General features: G+C 53.8%; 17 protein-coding genes. 3 read left to right on the top strand and 14 right to left on the bottom strand.

Annotation, left to right across the window (positions count from 1 at the left end; genetic code table 11):
* A partial coding sequence (locus tag GV764_RS22115; protein WP_476561221.1) for an autotransporter outer membrane beta-barrel domain-containing protein occupies nt 1-1,590 on the bottom strand: 1,590 nt, incomplete at its 3' end.
* Between the two features lie 386 nt (nt 1,591-1,976).
* Here GV764_RS22115 and GV764_RS15430 point away from each other — a divergent pair.
* Nucleotides 1,977-2,621, top strand: a complete 645-nt coding sequence (locus GV764_RS15430; RefSeq protein ID WP_328515173.1) for an alpha/beta hydrolase — start codon at nt 1,977-1,979, stop codon at nt 2,619-2,621.
* 2 nt (nt 2,622-2,623) lie between these two features.
* Here the strand turns inward: GV764_RS15430 and metC are convergent, their stop codons facing one another.
* Both metC and GV764_RS15420 read right to left on the bottom strand, forming a co-directional pair.
* A complete protein-coding gene (gene metC / locus GV764_RS15425; RefSeq protein ID WP_161660900.1) occupies nt 2,624-3,805 on the bottom strand; it encodes a cystathionine beta-lyase in 1,182 nt (393 codons plus the stop codon).
* A 21-nt stretch (nt 3,806-3,826) separates the two neighbouring features.
* Nucleotides 3,827-5,113 carry an amino acid permease gene (locus GV764_RS15420; protein WP_161660899.1) on the bottom strand — a complete coding sequence of 429 codons (1,287 nt, stop codon included), beginning with the start codon at nt 5,111-5,113 and terminating at the stop codon, nt 3,827-3,829.
* A gap of 250 nt (nt 5,114-5,363) precedes the next feature.
* Here GV764_RS15420 and GV764_RS15415 point away from each other — a divergent pair, with 250 nt between their 5' ends.
* Nucleotides 5,364-6,323, top strand: coding sequence for a LysR family transcriptional regulator (locus GV764_RS15415; RefSeq protein ID WP_161660898.1), 960 nt, complete (start codon nt 5,364-5,366; stop codon nt 6,321-6,323).
* A gap of 45 nt (nt 6,324-6,368) precedes the next feature.
* Here the strand turns inward: GV764_RS15415 and GV764_RS15410 are convergent, their stop codons facing one another.
* The 9 genes from GV764_RS15410 to GV764_RS15370 form a co-directional block, all read right to left on the bottom strand.
* Nucleotides 6,369-6,980 (bottom strand): DUF2238 domain-containing protein, encoded by a 612-nt coding sequence (locus GV764_RS15410; protein WP_201743213.1) that lies wholly within the window; start codon nt 6,978-6,980, stop codon nt 6,369-6,371.
* A gap of 127 nt (nt 6,981-7,107) precedes the next feature.
* The gene (locus tag GV764_RS15405) at nt 7,108-7,905 is read right to left on the bottom strand and encodes a transporter substrate-binding domain-containing protein (protein ID WP_161660896.1); all 798 of its coding nucleotides are present in this window, start codon (nt 7,903-7,905) and stop codon (nt 7,108-7,110) included.
* Nucleotides 7,906-7,945: 40 nt separating this feature from the next.
* Nucleotides 7,946-8,671 carry an amino acid ABC transporter ATP-binding protein gene (locus GV764_RS15400; protein ID WP_161660895.1) on the bottom strand — a complete coding sequence of 242 codons (726 nt, stop codon included), beginning with the start codon at nt 8,669-8,671 and terminating at the stop codon, nt 7,946-7,948.
* Nucleotides 8,672-8,689: 18 nt separating this feature from the next.
* Nucleotides 8,690-9,376 (bottom strand): amino acid ABC transporter permease, encoded by a 687-nt coding sequence (locus GV764_RS15395; protein ID WP_161660894.1) that lies wholly within the window; start codon nt 9,374-9,376, stop codon nt 8,690-8,692.
* A gap of 12 nt (nt 9,377-9,388) precedes the next feature.
* Nucleotides 9,389-10,066: an amino acid ABC transporter permease gene (locus tag GV764_RS15390; RefSeq protein WP_125293677.1), complete on the bottom strand. Its 678-nt coding sequence runs from the start codon at nt 10,064-10,066 to the stop codon at nt 9,389-9,391.
* Between the two features lie 14 nt (nt 10,067-10,080).
* A complete protein-coding gene (locus tag GV764_RS15385) occupies nt 10,081-10,989 on the bottom strand; it encodes an NAD(P)-dependent oxidoreductase (RefSeq protein WP_161660893.1) in 909 nt (302 codons plus the stop codon).
* 17 nt (nt 10,990-11,006) lie between these two features.
* A complete protein-coding gene (rpiB, locus tag GV764_RS15380; RefSeq protein ID WP_161660892.1) occupies nt 11,007-11,453 on the bottom strand; it encodes a ribose 5-phosphate isomerase B in 447 nt (148 codons plus the stop codon).
* A 23-nt stretch (nt 11,454-11,476) separates the two neighbouring features.
* A complete protein-coding gene (locus GV764_RS15375) occupies nt 11,477-12,220 on the bottom strand; it encodes a FadR/GntR family transcriptional regulator (protein WP_161660891.1) in 744 nt (247 codons plus the stop codon).
* 210 nt (nt 12,221-12,430) lie between these two features.
* Nucleotides 12,431-13,045: a DUF2238 domain-containing protein gene (locus tag GV764_RS15370; RefSeq protein WP_161660890.1), complete on the bottom strand. Its 615-nt coding sequence runs from the start codon at nt 13,043-13,045 to the stop codon at nt 12,431-12,433.
* A 72-nt stretch (nt 13,046-13,117) separates the two neighbouring features.
* Between GV764_RS15370 and GV764_RS15365 the strand changes: the two genes are divergently transcribed.
* Nucleotides 13,118-13,348, top strand: a complete 231-nt coding sequence (locus GV764_RS15365; protein WP_161660908.1) for a SymE family type I addiction module toxin — start codon at nt 13,118-13,120, stop codon at nt 13,346-13,348.
* Between the two features lie 55 nt (nt 13,349-13,403).
* Here GV764_RS15365 and GV764_RS15360 read toward each other — a convergent pair whose 3' ends face one another.
* Together GV764_RS15360 and GV764_RS15355 are read right to left on the bottom strand one after the other, a co-directional pair.
* Nucleotides 13,404-13,799, bottom strand: coding sequence for a hypothetical protein (locus GV764_RS15360; RefSeq protein ID WP_161660889.1), 396 nt, complete (start codon nt 13,797-13,799; stop codon nt 13,404-13,406).
* A gap of 7 nt (nt 13,800-13,806) precedes the next feature.
* The gene (locus GV764_RS15355; RefSeq protein WP_161660888.1) at nt 13,807-17,076 is read right to left on the bottom strand and encodes an RHS repeat-associated core domain-containing protein; all 3,270 of its coding nucleotides are present in this window, start codon (nt 17,074-17,076) and stop codon (nt 13,807-13,809) included.
* Between the last annotated feature and the right edge of the window lie 1,055 nt (nt 17,077-18,131).

The raw sequence follows: 18,131 nt of genomic DNA, 5'->3' as shown, positions 1-18,131 counted from the left end.
GACTTCAGGCGTCACCGGGACTTCAGGGGTGACCGGGACTTCAGGCGTCACCGGAACTTCAGGCGTCACCGGGACTTCAGGAATAACAGGAACTTCAGGAATAACCGGGACTTCCGGCTCAACCGGCGCGTCCATCAGGCTGACAACCAGCGCGCTGCGGGAACCGTCAAGCAGGGTTTTACCGGAGACGGCGCCTTCATAGCCAGACACTTTGTATTTCAGTTGGCTGGCGTTGTACTCTGTGCCGCTGGCATCAGCGTCAATTACGACGTAACGCTGGCCGCGTGCAAAGGAATAGCTGTTCTCTTTTTGCACCAGGTTAACGCGCGAACCCGCGTCAACAATCGCTGAACCGGTTACGTTCAACCGGCCATAGCCGCTGTCCTGCGCGTCGCCGTTGGCTACCGCGTTGTCGGCCACGCCGATAATCAGCGTGGCATCGCTTTTCTGGTGATAGTTGCCGTTAATCGCGACAGGGGCGTTCACCTGAATTTTGGACGCGTTGTTATACACCGTGCCACCGGTGATCACATTGTCGTTCAGCAGGACAGAACCCACATTAAAATTGATGTCGCCGCCCGCGCTCAGCGTGCCGATGGTATCTTCAATGATCGGGGCAGGGCCCATAGCGAATACGCTAAAGATGGGCGTAGGGGCTGCGCCAGTGAACTTACCCTGGGTGCCGCTGCCGCCAGTGATATTCAGTGGCGCATTACCCGCTACGTAAATATCACCTTTAATCACGCCTTCGTTATGAAGATCCGTGAGGGTGCCAACAGAATCGATTGCCGTTTTACTGCCGCTAATGGTGCCGTAGTTATTCAGGGCGGTAATAGTGCCGGAGTTACGAATAGCCGTTGAGTTGGAACTGTCGTAATAGTTATAGCTGGTAATCGAACCGGTGTTATTTAAGGTATTGATCGTGCCTTTATTAATAATCGTGCTGTTATTAATGAGCGTGGCATTGATATCGGAAGAAATAATACCGATCGGATAACTTTCCATGTTGCCGTCATTCTGCAACAAATCGATGACGCCGCTATTTTGCAGCGCGCTGTTACCGTTGATCCATCCATTTTGCGCATTCGTCAGCGAACCGACGTTGCCTCGGTTATAAATCGCGGCGTTATTAACCACGACAGGATTATTCATGTCGTAGCTTACGCTGGCGCTAATAGAGCCTTTATTGACGATATGGTCGGTCTGGCTTTCGGCACCGAGATATAAGCCATTGTAGGCAGACAAATTGGCGTTATTCTGCGAGTTAATAAAGTTAGTGTTTTCCAGCGTGCCGATATGGCCTTCGTTCTGGATACCGTGACCATTCTGGCTGTAGATCCAGCCCTCGTTAGTGAACAGATCGACGCCGCCTGCCGGGCCGACTTTCACCGCCGAGCCTGAGGAAGGTTGTACCCGGCCCTGAGTCGTTACGGTGAAGTCAGGATAAGTCGTATTAATCGTGACGTTACTGTAATAATGGTCGTCAATAATATTTCCCAGGTCGGCGTACGCGGCAGGCGCAAAAAGCCCTGGTGCAGTCGTCAATGCCACCAGCATAGCGCCACGCTGGCTAAAATGATTTTTTTTCATAATGTCCGTTGCGATGTCTAATTGTTATCGAAAAAAGCAGGTATAAATAATTCAGGAATTATCCGATTTTATTTATCGGCAGAATATCGATTTACATGACAAGATCAATCACAATTTCTTAACTGTCACCGCACGAAAATAAGACTTAAATTAAATTTTGAAATGATATTTCACTTAGTCGGGATGCCCGTATGTCGCTGAGTTTGTTAACGCCACGTTATTATTTATTGATAACGTTGATATTTTTATTGGCTGGATGTGTAAACGGTGACAGCAGGGAACGCGCGGCGCGGCTGGCAAAAAAAGCTGGTCTGAACAGTCAGAATTTACAAACGTCGCCCTTCGAATTGCGGGTTTGGCTGCGCATTACAGCGCCCGAGCAGCCAGTGCGGGTGTATATCGAGGGCGACGGCTTCGCCTGGAGGAGCCGCACGCGCCCCTCTGACGACCCCACGCCGCGCCAGCCCACCGGCTTAATGCTGGCAGCGGCGGATACTTCAGCCAACGTGGTGTATCTGGCTCGGCCCTGCCAGTTTATCGGCCCACCGCTGCCGGCCAACTGTGGCGCGACGTGGTGGACCGATAACCGTTTTTCGTCCCAGGTGGTGCAGGCGATGAATGAGGCGCTAAACCAGGCGCTGAGCGCCTTGCCAGACGCGCGCATTGAGCTGGTGGGTTACTCCGGCGGGGGCGCTATCGCGGCGCTGATTGCCGCACGGCGCGATGACGTGCGCTCGCTGCGCACCGTGGCGGGCAATCTGGATGTGGCTTACGTTAACGCCACGCATAATGTCTCTGCGATGCCCCAGGCGTTAAGCGCTATCGACGTCGCCCCTCAACTGGCGAACCTGCCGCAGATCCATTTTACCGGTAGCGCCGATACCACCGTGCCGCCCGCAGCGGCGCGGCGTTTTCAGCAGGCGGCGGGCGGACGGTGCGTGCGTATCGAATCGGTGCAGGGGATGGCACATGGATCGGACTGGGCGGCAGTCTGGCCGTCGCTGCTACAGCGCCAGCCCGACTGCCGTTGACCTCAGACGAACATTTTTAACCGTTCCAGCCCGGCGGCCAGGTCGGCTTTTAAATCGTCCATATCTTCCAGGCCGATTTGCAGACGCAGCGCTCTGCCGCCGGGTTGCCAGGTGGTTACGGTGCGGTATTCCGCGCAGTTAAACGGAATAATCAGGCTCTCAAAGCCGCCCCAGGAGTAGCCCATCGCGAAAATCGCCATGTTATCCAGCATGTGATCGACGCTGGCTTTGCTGTATTCCGGTTTCAGAATGATTGAGAACAGCCCGGATGAGCCGGTAAAATCGCGCTTCCAGAGTTCGTGGCCGGGGCAATCCGGGAATGCCGGATGCAGCACTTTCAGCACTTCCGGGCGGGATTGCAGCCATTGCGCCATCTCCAGCCCGCGTTTTTCCGCCTCTTTGAGCCGCAGATACATGGTGCGCATGCCGCGCAGCGCCAGGAAACAGTCTTCCGCGCCGGGCAGCATCGCCATCAGATCGTAGGTTTTGCGCAGTGCCGGCCACCAGGCTTCGTTAGCCGAAACTACGCCCATCAGCAGATCCGAGTGGCCGCCGAGATATTTGGTCCCGGCCTCTACCGATAAATCACAGCCGTGTTCGTGGGCGCGGAAAAACACCGGCGTTGCCCAGGTATTATCAATAATGGTGGCGATCCCGCGCGCGTTGGCCTGTGCCGTCATGGCGGGCACGTCCTGGATCTCAAAGCTCTGGGAGCCGGGGGATTCCAGGAACAGCGTGGTGGTATTGGGGCGGATCAGCGCCGCAATTCCCGCGCCGATCAGCGGGTCGTAATACTCGGTTTCAATGCCCATTTTCGCCAGCAAACCCGCGCAAAACAGGCGCGTGGGTTTATACACGCTGTCCGGCATCAGCAGATGATCGCCCGCTTTCAGGGTGGTGAGCAGCGCCAGGGCGATAGCGCCGAGACCGGAAGGCGACAGCACGGTTCCCGCCGCGCCCGCCAGTTCGCTCCACGCATTCTCCAGGTTGGCGATGGTGGGCGTGCCCATGGTGCCGTAATTAAACTCGGCGCGGTTGTTTTCAATATCGCTGACGGTGGGGAAAATCACCGTCGAGCCGCGATACACCGGGCTGTTCACGAAGCCTTTCTGCTCTGCCGGATTTCGGCCAATCTGGGTGATGCGCGTGCCGATACGGAAATTCGGCTGGGATTGTTTACTCATCAGGTACCTCTTTAACCAGCGTTATTCGAAAAACTTAAAGAAAGGAGACAGGCATAGCAAGATGCCAAAAAAGGTGATGAACCAAACGCCCGGACCTTTAAACTGATGCAGCGTTTTGACTTTATAAACTAAATAACAGGGAATTAAGCAGGAGACTAACCCGAATAACGGGCTGCCGAGCTGCATAAAAAACAGAATCGAAAAGCGGGTGGAAATCCACGCCCACAGCCCGAGCACCACGCCAGCGTGGATAGCCAGGTTGAGCGTCTGGTGATTGATTTTCTCTTCAGGAATAAAGCGGCTGATAATATTCACTACAATCCCTTTAATGGCTTCCTGAAAACCCAGATAAATCCCGAGGAACGCCGTTAATATCGCGAAGATATTTAACAGGGCGCTCATGATTTTTACCACCGAGCCGGGGATCACCTGGGCGGCGATCGCCAGCGCGGAAATATTCTGTTCGAATGCGGAGACCGCTTGCTCATGGCTAATCGCGAAGGTAAACGAAAAGGCGAAGAAGAGAACCGCTACCGCCAGGATGATATAGGCCACCCGATTAGCGCGAATGGCGCGGTACGTAGCGATACGTCGGTCCGGCTCCACTTTGCGGTAGGCGATATTCATTGGGCTGAGGATCTGCACAAACAGAATAGAAAACAGGGTAAACGGCAATGTCAGAAACACGTCGCGCAGAAAAGATCCCATCGGTGGAAACGCGCTGATATTATTTACATTCCAGTGCGGGACCATCACCAGCCCCAGCGCCACGATAATACCGAACTTCACGCAGACCATCGGGCCGGAGACTTTAAACAGCAACCGTTCGCCCTGTGAGGCGATACTGACCAGCACCACCAGAATCACCAGCCCGTACCATACTGAATCCGATAATAATCCTTCTGTTAATCCAAAGGTTTGAATATAAGATGCGCTATCGAAGGTGACCGCCAGCGAATAGGAAAACATACCGTGCAGCAGCATTAAAAAATAGGCGATGCCCAGACAGAATCCCCAGTTTTTTCCAAGATACTGGGTAATCACATTAGAGTAATCCTCACAGTTTTCACTTTCCGAGAGGGTTTTTAAATATAAGCTTTGTAATAAATAGATGGCGGGATAGGCAATGATCACCGAGGCGATAAATACCCAAATACCTTTTATGCCGATTTGCACCGGCATAAAGACAATGCCGGAGCCGATCGCCATGCCAATACACAATACGACCCATCCGGCATCATACCGGGTAAACGGAATCGACTGATAAAGCTTTTCAGAGCGAGGTACGGAGGGAGAAATGTCATTCATAATATTTTCCTGTCGCAATTTATTAAAATAATGGTGAGGCATGACTGCAACGGCGGTGATAATTATTATTCAGTTCATTCATTTTCTGACTGCAATAGCATGGTACGTAATCAACAGCGAAACAAAAAGGCGTCGACGGTGCTAACTATCAACAAGACTTGTGCGTAAAACGCAAAAGTTGATGAGGGTCGCTGTTTACGTCACGGCGCGATATGCTGTTGAACGGGTGTCGTCAGGGCGGGGGAGAGTGATGAATAAGGTTTTTATGCCATTTAAGGCAAAAATTGATAACCACGCGATATTTCGCCAGCTGGAAATCTTTATCAGGGTGGTTGAATGCAACAGCTTCTCCGTCGCCGCGCAAAAACTGAGCCTGACGCCGTCGTCCGTGAGCCGCAGTATTTCACAGCTGGAAGAGAGCCTCGGGGTCGTGCTGTTAAAAAGAACTACCCGGACGTTTATCCTCACCGAGCCGGGGAAATATTTGCTGGTCCGCGCCCAGCGTCTGCTGGGCGATCTGGATGATTCGCTGCTCAACACCTCCAGCTATCATCAACATCCGCAAGGCCAGCTCAGGATCACCTGTTCCATCGCGTTTGGCGTGTCGCATCTGATGCGGCTGTACAGCGAATACCGGGAGTCGTACCCGGACGTGCGGCTGTCGGTGGATCTCAACGATCGGAACGTAAATCTTAACGAAGAGAATTTTGATATTGCTTTGCGCATTACCGCGCGACCGCCGAATAATTTCGCCTTGCGGGAAATTTGTAAAATTAACTGGGTGTACTGCGGCAGCAAAACCTATTTTGAACGGCGGGGTATTCCACAGTCGCTGGCTGACCTGGAACAGCACGATTGTTTAATTAATCCGAACGTCTCGGATAACTGGTATTACATCGACGAGCAGCATCAACCGCGCGCGTTGAAGGTGAATAACATTATTGAGGTCAACAGTACGCTGGGACTGTTGAATGCCGCGCTGCATCATCAGGGGATTGTCAGCCTGCCGACCTATCTGCTGGGGGATTACATCGCCCGCGGCGAGCTGGTGCCGGTGCTGCTGGATCATGAGGTCAAAGAGCATGAATACAGCCTGTATGCGCTGTACCATCCCGGCTATCACCAGGACCCTAAAATACGCAGCTTTATCGACTTTATGGTGGAGCGGATCACTGCCGCCCCGGCGTGGGATACCTGGCTGGAGACCTGAGTCCGGGTCTTTTAAGGAAAGAACCCGCCGGACGGCGGGTTGTCGTTACCGTTTTTCAATCTGCCGCGAATGCCACGGGCCGAGAATAAACACTGAAATCATCGAACCCAGCAGGGCGCACAGCATGTCGGATTGCGTATCCCACGGGTCGCCCTGGGTACCGAGGAACTCATCCGCGCCCTGGCCCAGAATCAGCGCCACCCACCACTCAATCAGCTCATAAAAGGCGCTGATCGCCAGCGCGATACAACACACCAGGAAGCCCAGCATTTTGCGCCCGTTGATATAGCCGCCGCGAATCAGCACTTCCCGCGCCGCCAGCGCCGGGACTAAACCCTGGAACAGGTGGCCGAGTTTATCGTAAGGATTGCGGCTGAGGTTCAGCCACTCCTGCACCTCAAATCCGAGGGGAACTTTGGCATACGAGTACATCCCACCGACGATCAAAATAATGGCGTGGAAAAAGATCAGCACATACAGCAGGGGCGTCAGCGGATAGCGCCGGGCGGTGGCCCAGAGGATCGGCACCACAATCAGCACCGGGAGCACTTCCATTAGCCAGGTGAGTTTGCTGGCGGTGGCAACGCCGGTGACAATAAGCAATGCGGCCAGCAGCAGTATGCCGACGGGCAAACAGAGAGGACGGGCAGAATTCATTAGCGATCCTTCACTCAGGGGAAAGGGCATACTATCCGACTGAAAGCGAAGAAAAACAACGCTGAAAAGAGCAGGGGAAAAGGCGTGACGTTGACGTCACGCCAGAAACGTTAGCTATTACGCGACATCAGGGGCGATTAAGGATCTCTGCGGGAATCGGTTCGCCGTGATATTTCTCATAAATGGCATTCAGTTTTCCATTTTTAAGGTTAGCCGCAATCCATTCGTCGAGTTTTGCTTTCAACTCTGGCTCATTCTTCTTCAGGCCAATGGCTAAATCAAACACGGTTAGCGTCATTTTCGGTTCAAATGCCAGCTTCGGGTTTTGCTTGTTGATCTGATTAACCAGGGTGGCTGACGTCGCGACCGCGTACGCCTGACCGCTCACGGCCGCCGTGACCATGGTGGCATCGTCATCATAACGTTGAATCGTCACGCCATTTTTCGCGGCGTCTTTGGTCAACATGGAGTCCTGCGTGGTGCCCCGGGTCACGGTAATGGCATGGCCTTTCAGATCGGCCCAGTCGCTGATTTTGGTGGCCGCAGGCGCGCCAATCACCGAGCGTAAGCCCGCATAGGCGCGGCTAAAGTCGATCACCTGCGCACGCTGCGGCGTGACGGAGAGCGTGGAGATCACGATGTCCGCCTTGCCGGTTTGCAGATTAGGAATACGCGTCGCGCCGGTGGTCTCAATGAACTTCAGCTTCAGCCCCCAGTCTTTAGCCAACAGCTCGGCGGTTTCAACGTCGGAGCCAACCGGTTTCATCGACGCATCCAGCATCCCGGAAGGGGGAATAGAGAGATCGGTGGCGACGCGGATCTCGCCCCGTTTTTGAATCTCCTCTAAGGCATTGGCCGACGCGGGGAGCGTGACAACGGCAGACAGCAGGGTGGCGAGCATTAAGATGTGTTTTGCAGGGCTCATTATTATTCTCCTTCATGGGGATTTTGTAGGGTTGAGTGACTCACAAATCGTTGGAAATAAATTCCTGTAATGCCGCTGTGGCAGGCGTTTTCAGGATCTCGACCGTGCCGCTTTCGTGGACGGTTCCCTGGTGCATAAAAATAATTTTATCGGCGACCTTACGGGCGAAGTTCATTTCATGGGTCACCATGATCATGGTCATGCCGCTTCCCGCCAGGCGTTCGATGACGCGCAGCACTTCGCCGGTGAGTTTGGGATCTAATGCCGAGGTGACTTCATCAAACAACATCACTTTGGGTTTCATCGCCAGTGAACGCGCGATGGCCGCGCGCTGCTGCTGCCCGCCGGAAAGCTGCTCGGGGTAGCTGTCGGCTTTATCCGCCAGACCCACCTGCTCCAGCACGGACAGCGCCAGTCGTCGGGCTTCCGCCTTCGCCATTTTCTTGACGGATACCGGGCCTAAGGTGATGTTCTGTTCAATCGTCAGATGGGGAAACAGGTTGTAACTCTGGAACACGATCCCGACATCCTGACGCAGCTTGCGCAGGTCGACGTGGGGATCTTCCACTTTGTGTCCACAGACCTCAATGCTGCCGCTATTGATGGTTTCCAGCCGATCAATACAGCGCAGTGCAGTACTTTTGCCGGAACCGCTGGCGCCAATCAGTGCCACGACCTGCCCCTGATTCACTGAAAAAGAGACGTCTTTCAGTACGGGGTTATGGCCAAAGCTTTTTTGCACATTTTTCAGGGTAATGATGGACATAATATTAACCTTCAGCACTTAATTGATGCGTGGACTTACGGTGGGTAGAAGCTTGTTTTTCTTCTCGGGCGCGGCCTGTTCAAGACGGCGGCTTAGCACCGATACCGGGAAACAAAGGCAAAAATACACGGTGGCAACAATCAGATAGATAATGAATGGCTCAAAAATAGAGTTGTTGATCAGCTGCCCGGCACGCGCCAGTTCGACAAACCCCACCACCGAGGCCAGAGACGTGTTCTTGATGATCTGCACCGAAAACCCCACCGTGGGCGGCGTGGCCAGCTTAATGGCCTGCGGAAGGATGACTTTAAACATGCGTTGCACGCGGGAGAGCGCCAGACATTCAGCCGCCTCCCACTGCGCGCGCGGAACCGCCTGAATACAGCCGCGCCAGATTTCGCCGAGGTAGGCGCTGGCGTAAATGGTCAGCGACACGCCAGCGGCCAGCAGGGGCGAAATGGAAAAGCCCAGTTGCGGCAGCCCGAAATAGACCATAAACATGATGATCAGCAGCGGCGTGCCCTGAATTAACTGCACCCAGGTCGCCACAACCAGACGGACGATACGCACCGGCGCAATGCGGCCAAGCGCCAGCAGGAAGCCCACTAATCCACCGCCGCCGAAAGCCATCAGCGACAGGATGGCGGTCCAGACTGCGCCTTCCAGCAGAAACTGAACGTGGGCGAAATTGAGAGAAATATTCATCGTCGTGCCTCCCTAAATCATGGTGCCAAGCCGGCGACGGCGAGGGAAAATGGCCAGCCCGAACAGCCAGAAGATCAGGCGCATTAACAGCGAGATTGCGATGTAAATGCCCGCCACAATCACGAACGTTTCAAACGGGCGGTAGGTTTCTGACTGAATAAAGTTGGCGGTCGCGGTCAGTTCTTCGGTAGAGATCTGCGACGTCACCGAGGAGGCCAGCATCAGCAAAATAAACTGGCTGGTCAGCGACGGATAAACGCGTTCGATCGCAGGCCGAAGCGCGACATGCCAGTACTGCTGCCATTTAGTTAACCCCAGCGTTTCTGCGGCTTCCCACTGGCCCTTATGCACCGATTCAAATCCGGCGCGCATGATTTCGGCGGTGTAGGCACCCACGTTAATCGTCAACGCAATCACCGAGACGGTGAAGGCGGTAAATGAAAATCCCAGGCTGGAAAGGCCGAAGTACACCAGAAAGATCTGCACCAGAAACGGCGTGTTGCGGATGGATTCGACATAGATTGCCGCGATTCTCGCAAACACTTTGGAGTGAGAGCGCCGGGCAACGGCGCAGAGCGTGCCGATAAGAAAACCCGTCACCGTCGTCACGATGGCCAGTTGGGCGGTTAACGTTGCACCGTCCAGTAACAGCTGCCATTGTGAAAGTATTGCTGTGAAATCGAGCATCATGGCTTTTGCCCCGGTTAATTGGTTTTTGCGGTCTGCTGGCCGGTTAATCGGTCATAGACTCTGAAAAGCGCCTGGTTGCCGTTGGCTCCTTCTCCGTAAGCCTGCGCATTCTGGTATTGGGTGGCGACAAGGGCGGTAGCCGGAAGGGGCACCGGATGTTTCTGCGCCGCTTCCAGAACCAGACGCAGATCTTTCATCATCAAATCAATGCGAAAGCCGGCGGAGTCATCGCCTTCGATCATGGCGGGGCCCAGCTTGTCGAGCATCCAGGAGGCGGCGGATCCGCCCAGCAGCACTTCACGCATTTGCGGCAAATTGATATCCCAGGCGCGCGCCAGCGCCAGCGCTTCGCAAATCGCCTGAATATTGATCCCGCAAATCAGCTGGTTACACAGCTTGACGGTTTGCCCGGCACCGGATGCGCCAACGTGATTTAGCGTGGTGCCCATGGCGCGCAGATACGGCGTTGCCTGCTCAAAGCCGCTGGCTTCACCGCCCACCATGATGGTCAGGGTGCCGTTTTTGGCGCCCATCGGCCCGCCGGAAACCGGCGCATCCAGCATGGTCACGCCCGCAGCCGCCAGCTCCTGGCTCAGCTTGCGCGTGGCTTCCGGCGCGATGGTGCTCATATCCACGTACAGTTTTCCGCGCGGCGGAACAGCGAGCAGCCCTTGCGGACCGCGCACGATTTCCTCAACCTGCGGGGTGTCCGGCAGCATGGAAATCACGATATCGGCCTCGCTGACTGCGGAGGGAATATCGTTAACGATGTCGACGCCGAACTGGCGCAACGCATCGCCTGCGCCGCTGACGATATCGAACGCGCGCACGGTATAGCCCGCCTGAGCGAGATTGCGCGCCATCTCACGCCCCATCACACCCAGGCCAAGAAAACCGACGATGCCGGAAGTCTCTGTTTTCATCAGGAGTCTCCTTGCCGTTAGTTGTGCTGTTCGAGCTGCGCCAGTTTCTCGACGCGGCGGATGAAGTCGGCATCCTGAACAAAGGTTGCCTGCAAAAAGGCGTCAATCAGATCGCGCGCCAGCCAGGGGCCAACGATTTGCGCGCCGATACACAGCACATTGACGTCATCGTGCTCAACGGACTGATGGGCCGAATGCACGTCATGACCCACCGCCGCGCGGATGCCTTTAACTTTGTTGGCGGCAATCACCGCGCCCACGCCGGTGCCGCACACCAGGATCCCGCGCAGACCGTTGCCTTCGCGCACCTTGTTGCACACCGCGAAAGTGATATCGGGAAAATCAACAGGCTCAGGGTCATAGCTCCCCACATCGTCAATCTGATGGCCCGCTTGCTCAAGCCACTGGATGAGCTCCTGCTTAAGGTGAAAACCTGCGTGGTCACTGCCAATTACGATCTGCATCTGCTTTTCCTTAGTAAGGGGGTTTAGTCAGCAAAAGGTTGAGAACCCACCATGCGAATGGTGGCGCGACGACGAAAATCGGCGCCAATTTCAAAATGGCGGCTCAGTAAGTCATCGGCTTTGTCTTCGTCTCGTTCGACGATGGCGGCAAAAATGGCGCGGTGGTGATCGATGAGGAACGCTTCAATGCCTTCCACCTGAATAATCTGTTCACGTCTGTCGAGGTGGGAGCGCTGCATCAGCACGCCGATCGACTGATAGATGTTGATAAGCGTTGGCGAGCCCGATGCGTTGACGATGGTTTCGTGAAAACGAAAGTCGGCTCGCCCGCCTAATTCCGGCTCATGGATGGTATCGCTGATGTCGCGCAGGCAGGCGGCCAGACGATCGTAATCACTTTGCGTTGCCCGGCGGCAGGCGAGGCGCACGGCCTGGCGTTCAATGGCGATACGCGCCTGCATCACGTCATCCACCACATTCGGCTGGTGGGCCAGCACGAAGGTGAAGAATTCACCGAAAATCGACACGTCGGGTTTTGTTACCACCGTGCCGATACCGTGGCGGATCTCTACGGCACCAATCATCGCCAGCGCTCTGAGCGCTTCCCGCAGCACAGGACGGCTGACGCCTAAGCGGGCAGACAGTTCACGCTCCGGGAGCAGGCTGTCGCCCGCGCTCAGCGCGCCGCTTAACAGTTGCTCGCGCAAAAATTTAACGACGCGGTCATGGCCGCTGCTGTTTTCCGTCTTTTCGCGTTTGATATCCATATGATTTTACCGGTGGTCTTAAGTGGTAATACCAATGGTAGATATGTTAAAGAATTATTAATGTGATGTTGATCGATAATTAACCTGGTGATTTTGTGAGCGGGATTGCAATTATTGATTTGACTGGCTGGAGGGCAGACAGATCCTTACGATCGCTGCTCGATGGCGTGGGATCGCATAAAGGTCAGGGAAGAATCATAGCGCGGGGCATTAGATTAGCTGTTCAATCTGGCGAGAATGCCAGCGGCCAAGGATGAACACCGAGATCATTGCACCCAGCAGAGCGCACAGCATATCGGCCTGGGTGTCCCATTCATCGCCCTGGGTGCCGAGGAAATCATCCGCGTCCTTGCCGAGGATCAGCGCGACCCACCATTCAATCAGCTCGTAAAACGCGCTGATGGCAAGCGTGACGCTGCACACCACAAAGCCCAGCATCTTAGCGCCGAGCCGATAGTCGCCGCGCAGCAAAACTTCCCGCGCCGACAGCGATACAACCAGCCCCTGAAGTACGTGACCGATACGGTCATAGGGATTGCGATCGACGCCCAGCCACTCCTGAAGATAAAAACCGACGGGAACGCGGGCGTAGGAATACATCCCGCCGACGATCAGAGAAACGCAGCCGATAAAAATAAGTGAATAGAGCAGGGGCGTGAGCGGGTAGCGTCTGGCGGTGACCCAGAGGATGGGCGCGATGACAAAAAGCGGCATCACTTCGAGCAGCCAGGTGAGCCGGCGCTCGGTGTAGAAAGCGGTGAAAATCAGCAGTAATGCCAGCAGCATGATGCCTGCGTTAAGAAAGCGTGGGCGGGTGGATTTCATCAGCGTTCCTTTATGATGGTGAAAGTAGGGTTTAGTTGAAAAGCAGAGAAGTGCAAAGATTGCGCAACCGGTATAGCCCGGTATTATTCACCGCTCCCCAGCCAGCACCTCAAGGGCGACTGGCTGGCTGAGGCGGGTTTTGACACCGGACGGGGTGTTACCGTGAAGATTTCGGAGGGGTGTATCGTGCTAATCGCCGACGGCGACGAGGTGCAGGAGCTGCGCGAGCAGCTTTATCAGGTGCGACAGATGGTGAAGGGGATTAAAAGCGGGATGGCTGATGTGCTGAAAAAAGTTGGATAAATAAAAACAAGCCGGGAAGATTTGAGGTTTTCCCGGTTTTTGTTTGGAAATAAGACTAATTTTCAGAGTTTAAATACGTACTACAACTATGAAAAGAGAAATATTCAGCTTCTATCTCTATGTAAAAATCCTTACTTTTCTGCCGAAAGATATATTTATTATCGTTTCCTTTTGTTATCTCAACAGGAAAATAATTAGCGGAAAACCACCCGGAAAGTGAGAATTTAGTTAGATTGCATATTGACAATTTTATTGCGATTGTATTGTAATCTTTTCCATAAACACCCCACTTCTTCACACTTGAGTGATTTTGTTGATTAGTGTGAATTGTTATCCAGGAGTGTCCTCCAGAATCAAATTCTATATTCCCGATCAAAACATCTTCAGCCAATCCTTGAGGAAACAGTGAATGTAAAAATGGATTAGGATGAATAATATCAATGATATTCATATACCCTCTAAAAATTATAATGACCATGAGTTCCGGGCACACTACCCGTATTCAGATTTTCAGGTGGCCGAACATTAAAGTGTGGCTCTGCTCCATGCCCTGGAGTAGCTTTGGTGTGACCTAAACTATGTTCCTGTATAAAAACAGATTTACCATTGCCATCAATAAATTCATATTGTCTTGTTTTTATTGGCTGGCCGTTTTTACCAATAATAACTTTGCCACTACCATCTAATAATTCAGGTCTTGTAATTGCCTTAGGTTGCTGGCTCATTGGTATTCCAGCATCGCGCTTAGCTTGCCTAAATGCATCTCTTCGACTGAAACCCTCGTATGTAGTTTTCTTATTTGGCCCACATGCGGTCAGACCGAGTGGATCTATCCAACTTAATGGATTAAGCGCATAAGCATATAAGTTCAGTCCCCCCGCCAGCCCAATCGGGTCCGGTGTGATAAACCTTCCCATATCAGGCGCATAATACCTGAAAGTATTGTAGTGAAGCCCTGTTTCCCTGTCCAGATACTGTCCTGCAAACCGCAGGTTCTCCTCCGGGGCATGGCTCCACTCTTTGATCCATCGGTGGCCACTTTCATCGGCATATTCCGCCTGCGTTTCTCCCCATGCGTCCGCTTCCAGACGCCAGTGCAGTTGCCCCTCTTCATCCGTCAGCGCCTGTGGCATCCCGTTCTGCCCGCAACGGTAATAATCCACACGCTGCGTCTCTCCACTGCCATATATCCTCGCCAGCGGCGTATAGCTGCCTGCATTTTCATACACATACACCAGCGGCAATCCGTTCCGCTCCTCCGCCAGCAGCCGCAGCCCTTCCCACACAAACCGCGTTATCTGCTGCGTTTCCTTTACACAACCCTCTCCCTTCTCATACACCTTCACCAGGCTGCGTTTTTCCGTTCGCCTTCCCAGCGGATCATAGCTGAAATACACTTCATGCCGCGTGCTGCCCGTTCCCGTCGCTGTGGGCGCTTCCATCACCGCTTCCGTCATCCGGTGTTCACTGTCGTATCGGTAATGCCATATCCCGCCCGGCCCCGGCTTCTGGATCAGACGACCATAAACATCATAAGCGCAGGCTTTCTGCCGGAGCTGATGCTGCCGATTATGCTTCAGCGGCTGCCCTGACTGTGATGCCTCCAGCGGATTCCCCGCCGGGTCATACTGCCAGTAACTGCTCCCCCGAAAACTGGTGTCCTGGCGCAGAAGATGGTCTGCCTCATCATAGCTGTAACCCTGATAGCGGTAATCGCAGATTTGCGTTTCACTCAGCAGGTTATGGCGGGTATCGTACTGCCAGTGCCACGCTTCTGCCGGGCGCATCGGGTCTTCCCGGCGGTAAATTTCCCGGCGTTCCGGTCGCCCCGGTCTGTCATACCGGGTGCGCATCGTCAGGCTCGCCCCCTGCGTGCGGCTGATTTCCCGGTGCAGGTTATCACGGCTGAATTCAGTGATGAGTCTGTCATCCAGGCGGATGTTCAGGGCGTGTCCGCTGCCATAGTACAGCGTCTTCAGATGGCGGCCATCCGGGAGCCGCACCGCGGTGCGGTTGCCCAGCGCATCCAGTTCGTAGCTTACCCGCCCTGTCGCGTTTTCTTCTGCCGTCAGTCGCCCCAGCCGGTCATAATCCAGTTTTATTTTTTGCGACGGCAGGGCCTCGCCGCGCTCATCGTGGCCTGCCGGATAAAACAGCGCCCCGGTCAGATTGCCTGCGGCAGAATAATGGTATGTCGTGCGCCCGTCCGGCGTGCGTTTTTCCACCACATTCCCCGCCGGATCATACTGCCAGGCATGCATCAGTGCATCCGGTGTTCCGGCCGCCCGGGTTTTGCTGATAACCCGATCGCATTCATCGTATTCATAACGGGTGATGACGCCATCCAGCCCGTGCTCTTCGTACAGACGATCATTCACGCCCCGGACAAACCGGTACATTTCGCCATTTTCGTTATACAGTCGTGTCAGCCTGTTACGCTCATCGTATTCACGCCGGACAGTATGGCCCAGCGGATCGGTCACCACGCTCAGACGTCCGCAACGGTCATACTGCCAGCGAACCGGATTGTTGAATCCCTCCCGGTAACTTTCCGGTTGCCCCTGTGGCGTCCAGCTCAGGCTGGTCACCAGGCCTTCAGCGCGGAGTACCCTCACCAGTCGTCCGGCCAGACTGTATTCATAATGCGTACTTTCCCCTGCGGCGTCTGTTTCTTCCGCCAGGCGGTAAGCCTCATCAAAGCGGTACTGCGTCGTTTTACCTGAACAGTCCTGCGCACTGCTGACTTGCCCGCGCGCATTATAAGTAAACCGCTGCACACCGCCTTTCTCATCCGTAAATGCCGCCACCTGTCCCCAGGCATCGCGCTGGTAGTAACAGCACTGGCCCAGCGCATCAATTTCCGCGCGCAGTCCATAATGCTCATCATAAAAATACTGATGCGTGCTCCCGTCAGGCCCGGTGACCTGTGCAGGCAGCGCCCGGTCTTCGAGCCAGCGGGTGCATACCGTTCGCCCCAGGGGGTCGGTTTCTGTCGTCAGATTACCTGCGTTATCATAGTGATATTCTCTGGCGGCCCCGGCGGGATCAACAGTACGGGACAGAAGATCGTTATCATTCCATTCATAGCACCAGCGTTGTCCGGCTTCATCGGTATATTTTTCCACCAGATAACGGTCATTCCACTCGTGCCGGTGAGTCTGCCCTCCGCCGTGCGTCACAGTGGTCACACGCTGCGCCATGTCATAGTCAATCCGGGCATTTTCGCCACTGGTGGCGTCATACCCCACAACCCGCCAGCCATCGCTGAAGGGTTGCCACTGGTAGCGATAATATGCGCCGCCCGGCATCCGGTGCCCGCTCATCAGCGTTTCAGCTGTATAATCAAACTCGCGCAGACACACCCCGTCTGCATCCGTTACGCGGCAGAGATGCCCCTGTGAGGTATAGTCGTAGCGCATCAGCAGGCGCTGTACGGGTTCACCGGTGTGGCTGTCAGCGGAGGCAGTCTGTTCAGTGATCCGGGTCGGACGCAGCGGGAATTGCAGGTTCTGGTAATGCAGTACCAGCCGCAGGCTTTCTTCGGTATCCGTAATGGCGTGCAGACGATCCTGTTGGTCATAATGGAGTTGCAATCCATTACCGTATTCATCGGACAGCATCAGCAGCCGCAGATGTTCCGGCTTAGACGGATGTGGAACATAGAGTCGCCACACTGAACCATCCAGATTACCAATAACGATCAGCCCCTGTTCATTCTGCGCAAACAATATTCCTTCATCAGGACTGAAACCTGCCTCTCCCGGTTCCGGGCAGATAAAACGGAGTTCGCGTCCGCCTTCATCATAAAAGCAGGTATATTCAGCCTCCCTGACGACGCGGGTTTCAAAGGCTGTCCGCCAGCCCCGGCCAAATATCCCGTCATCTGTATATCTGACAACCTTATCTGCGCATAACCGGAAAAAGAAATAACGCCACTGACAAAGGATGGACTATTTAAAAACGACTCCCCGTCCTGTTTTATGACGCCTGTCAAATGTGTGTGAGTTTTGTTTCATTTATTTTGAAAATATATTTTGTTTTTATTTAAGTGATGTGAATATATGGCCATCCCGATATATCTGCACAGCCGCTTTGCTACTCTCTCCCGCGCGGCTCGCTGGAGCGCAGGAAAAGGTGCAGATTGAATTCCAGCGTCAGCCGGGTTAACAGCGACCTTTATAACCTTCCTCTTCTCCGGCAGGCGTTTCAAAGGCAGGGCGGGGCGATATTGCGCGCTGCATCGCGCTTCCGCCAGCGTCACTGGCGGATAACCGGCAGTCTGGCATCTCGCTCCTTACCTGATGCGAAGTTGCAAGGCGTGATCCTCCAGGAAACTACACGTCGGCCCGATGGTCCTGGCCCGGAGAAGCGATATTAACGATGAACCCGTAGTACAAGTTCAGAGGCCAGTAACCAGGATGGTATCGGGCCTTTTTTGTTTATGCTTGATATCGTCAATCAATTCTATTTTTATATTGGATTGTATATAAAATAAAGGATGGATAATACTTTTCTTTGGAGGAATAAATTTTTTATATATTTGTTGTGTTGTTATGGCGGTCTTGAATGTAACTGAGAGCAGGTTGTACGAGCATCACTAAACTTTATATAGGTATTGATAGCTGGATCACTATAATAGCATTAAAAAAAGTTTAGCTTTATTTTGTCGGTTTCACCTGAGTCAGGTTTTTTAAATCCTGAATATAAGAGGAGGTTGCCTTTATTTAAAGGGCTCGTTGCTGTTTGTTTTAATAATGCTTATTTTTAATCTGATGATTTATGA

The sequence above is a fragment of the Atlantibacter hermannii genome, assembly GCF_009907385.1.
Lineage (GTDB): Bacteria > Pseudomonadota > Gammaproteobacteria > Enterobacterales > Enterobacteriaceae > Atlantibacter > Atlantibacter hermannii_A.
The sequence above is the reverse complement of the archived record's forward strand: the minus strand, read 5'-3'. Positions and strand labels throughout refer to the sequence as shown.

Bases quoted from the DNA above. Each gene is read 5' to 3' on its own strand.
- GV764_RS15360 (WP_161660889.1), bottom strand. From the start codon at position 13,799: ATGAATATCATTGATATTATTCATCCTAATCCATTTTTACATTCACTG.
- GV764_RS15415 (WP_161660898.1), top strand. From the start codon at position 5,364: ATGAATAAGGTTTTTATGCCATTTAAGGCAAAAATTGATAACCACGCG.
- GV764_RS15370 (WP_161660890.1), bottom strand. From the start codon at position 13,045: ATGAAATCCACCCGCCCACGCTTTCTTAACGCAGGCATCATGCTGCTG.
- metC (WP_161660900.1), bottom strand. From the start codon at position 3,805: ATGAGTAAACAATCCCAGCCGAATTTCCGTATCGGCACGCGCATCACC.
- GV764_RS15375 (WP_161660891.1), bottom strand. From the start codon at position 12,220: ATGGATATCAAACGCGAAAAGACGGAAAACAGCAGCGGCCATGACCGC.
- GV764_RS15395 (WP_161660894.1), bottom strand. From the start codon at position 9,376: ATGAATATTTCTCTCAATTTCGCCCACGTTCAGTTTCTGCTGGAAGGC.
- GV764_RS15400 (WP_161660895.1), bottom strand. From the start codon at position 8,671: ATGTCCATCATTACCCTGAAAAATGTGCAAAAAAGCTTTGGCCATAAC.
- GV764_RS15390 (WP_125293677.1), bottom strand. From the start codon at position 10,066: ATGATGCTCGATTTCACAGCAATACTTTCACAATGGCAGCTGTTACTG.
- GV764_RS15420 (WP_161660899.1), bottom strand. From the start codon at position 5,113: ATGAATGACATTTCTCCCTCCGTACCTCGCTCTGAAAAGCTTTATCAG.
- rpiB (WP_161660892.1), bottom strand. From the start codon at position 11,453: ATGCAGATCGTAATTGGCAGTGACCACGCAGGTTTTCACCTTAAGCAG.
- GV764_RS15410 (WP_201743213.1), bottom strand. From the start codon at position 6,980: ATGAATTCTGCCCGTCCTCTCTGTTTGCCCGTCGGCATACTGCTGCTG.
- GV764_RS15405 (WP_161660896.1), bottom strand. From the start codon at position 7,905: ATGAGCCCTGCAAAACACATCTTAATGCTCGCCACCCTGCTGTCTGCC.
- GV764_RS15385 (WP_161660893.1), bottom strand. From the start codon at position 10,989: ATGAAAACAGAGACTTCCGGCATCGTCGGTTTTCTTGGCCTGGGTGTG.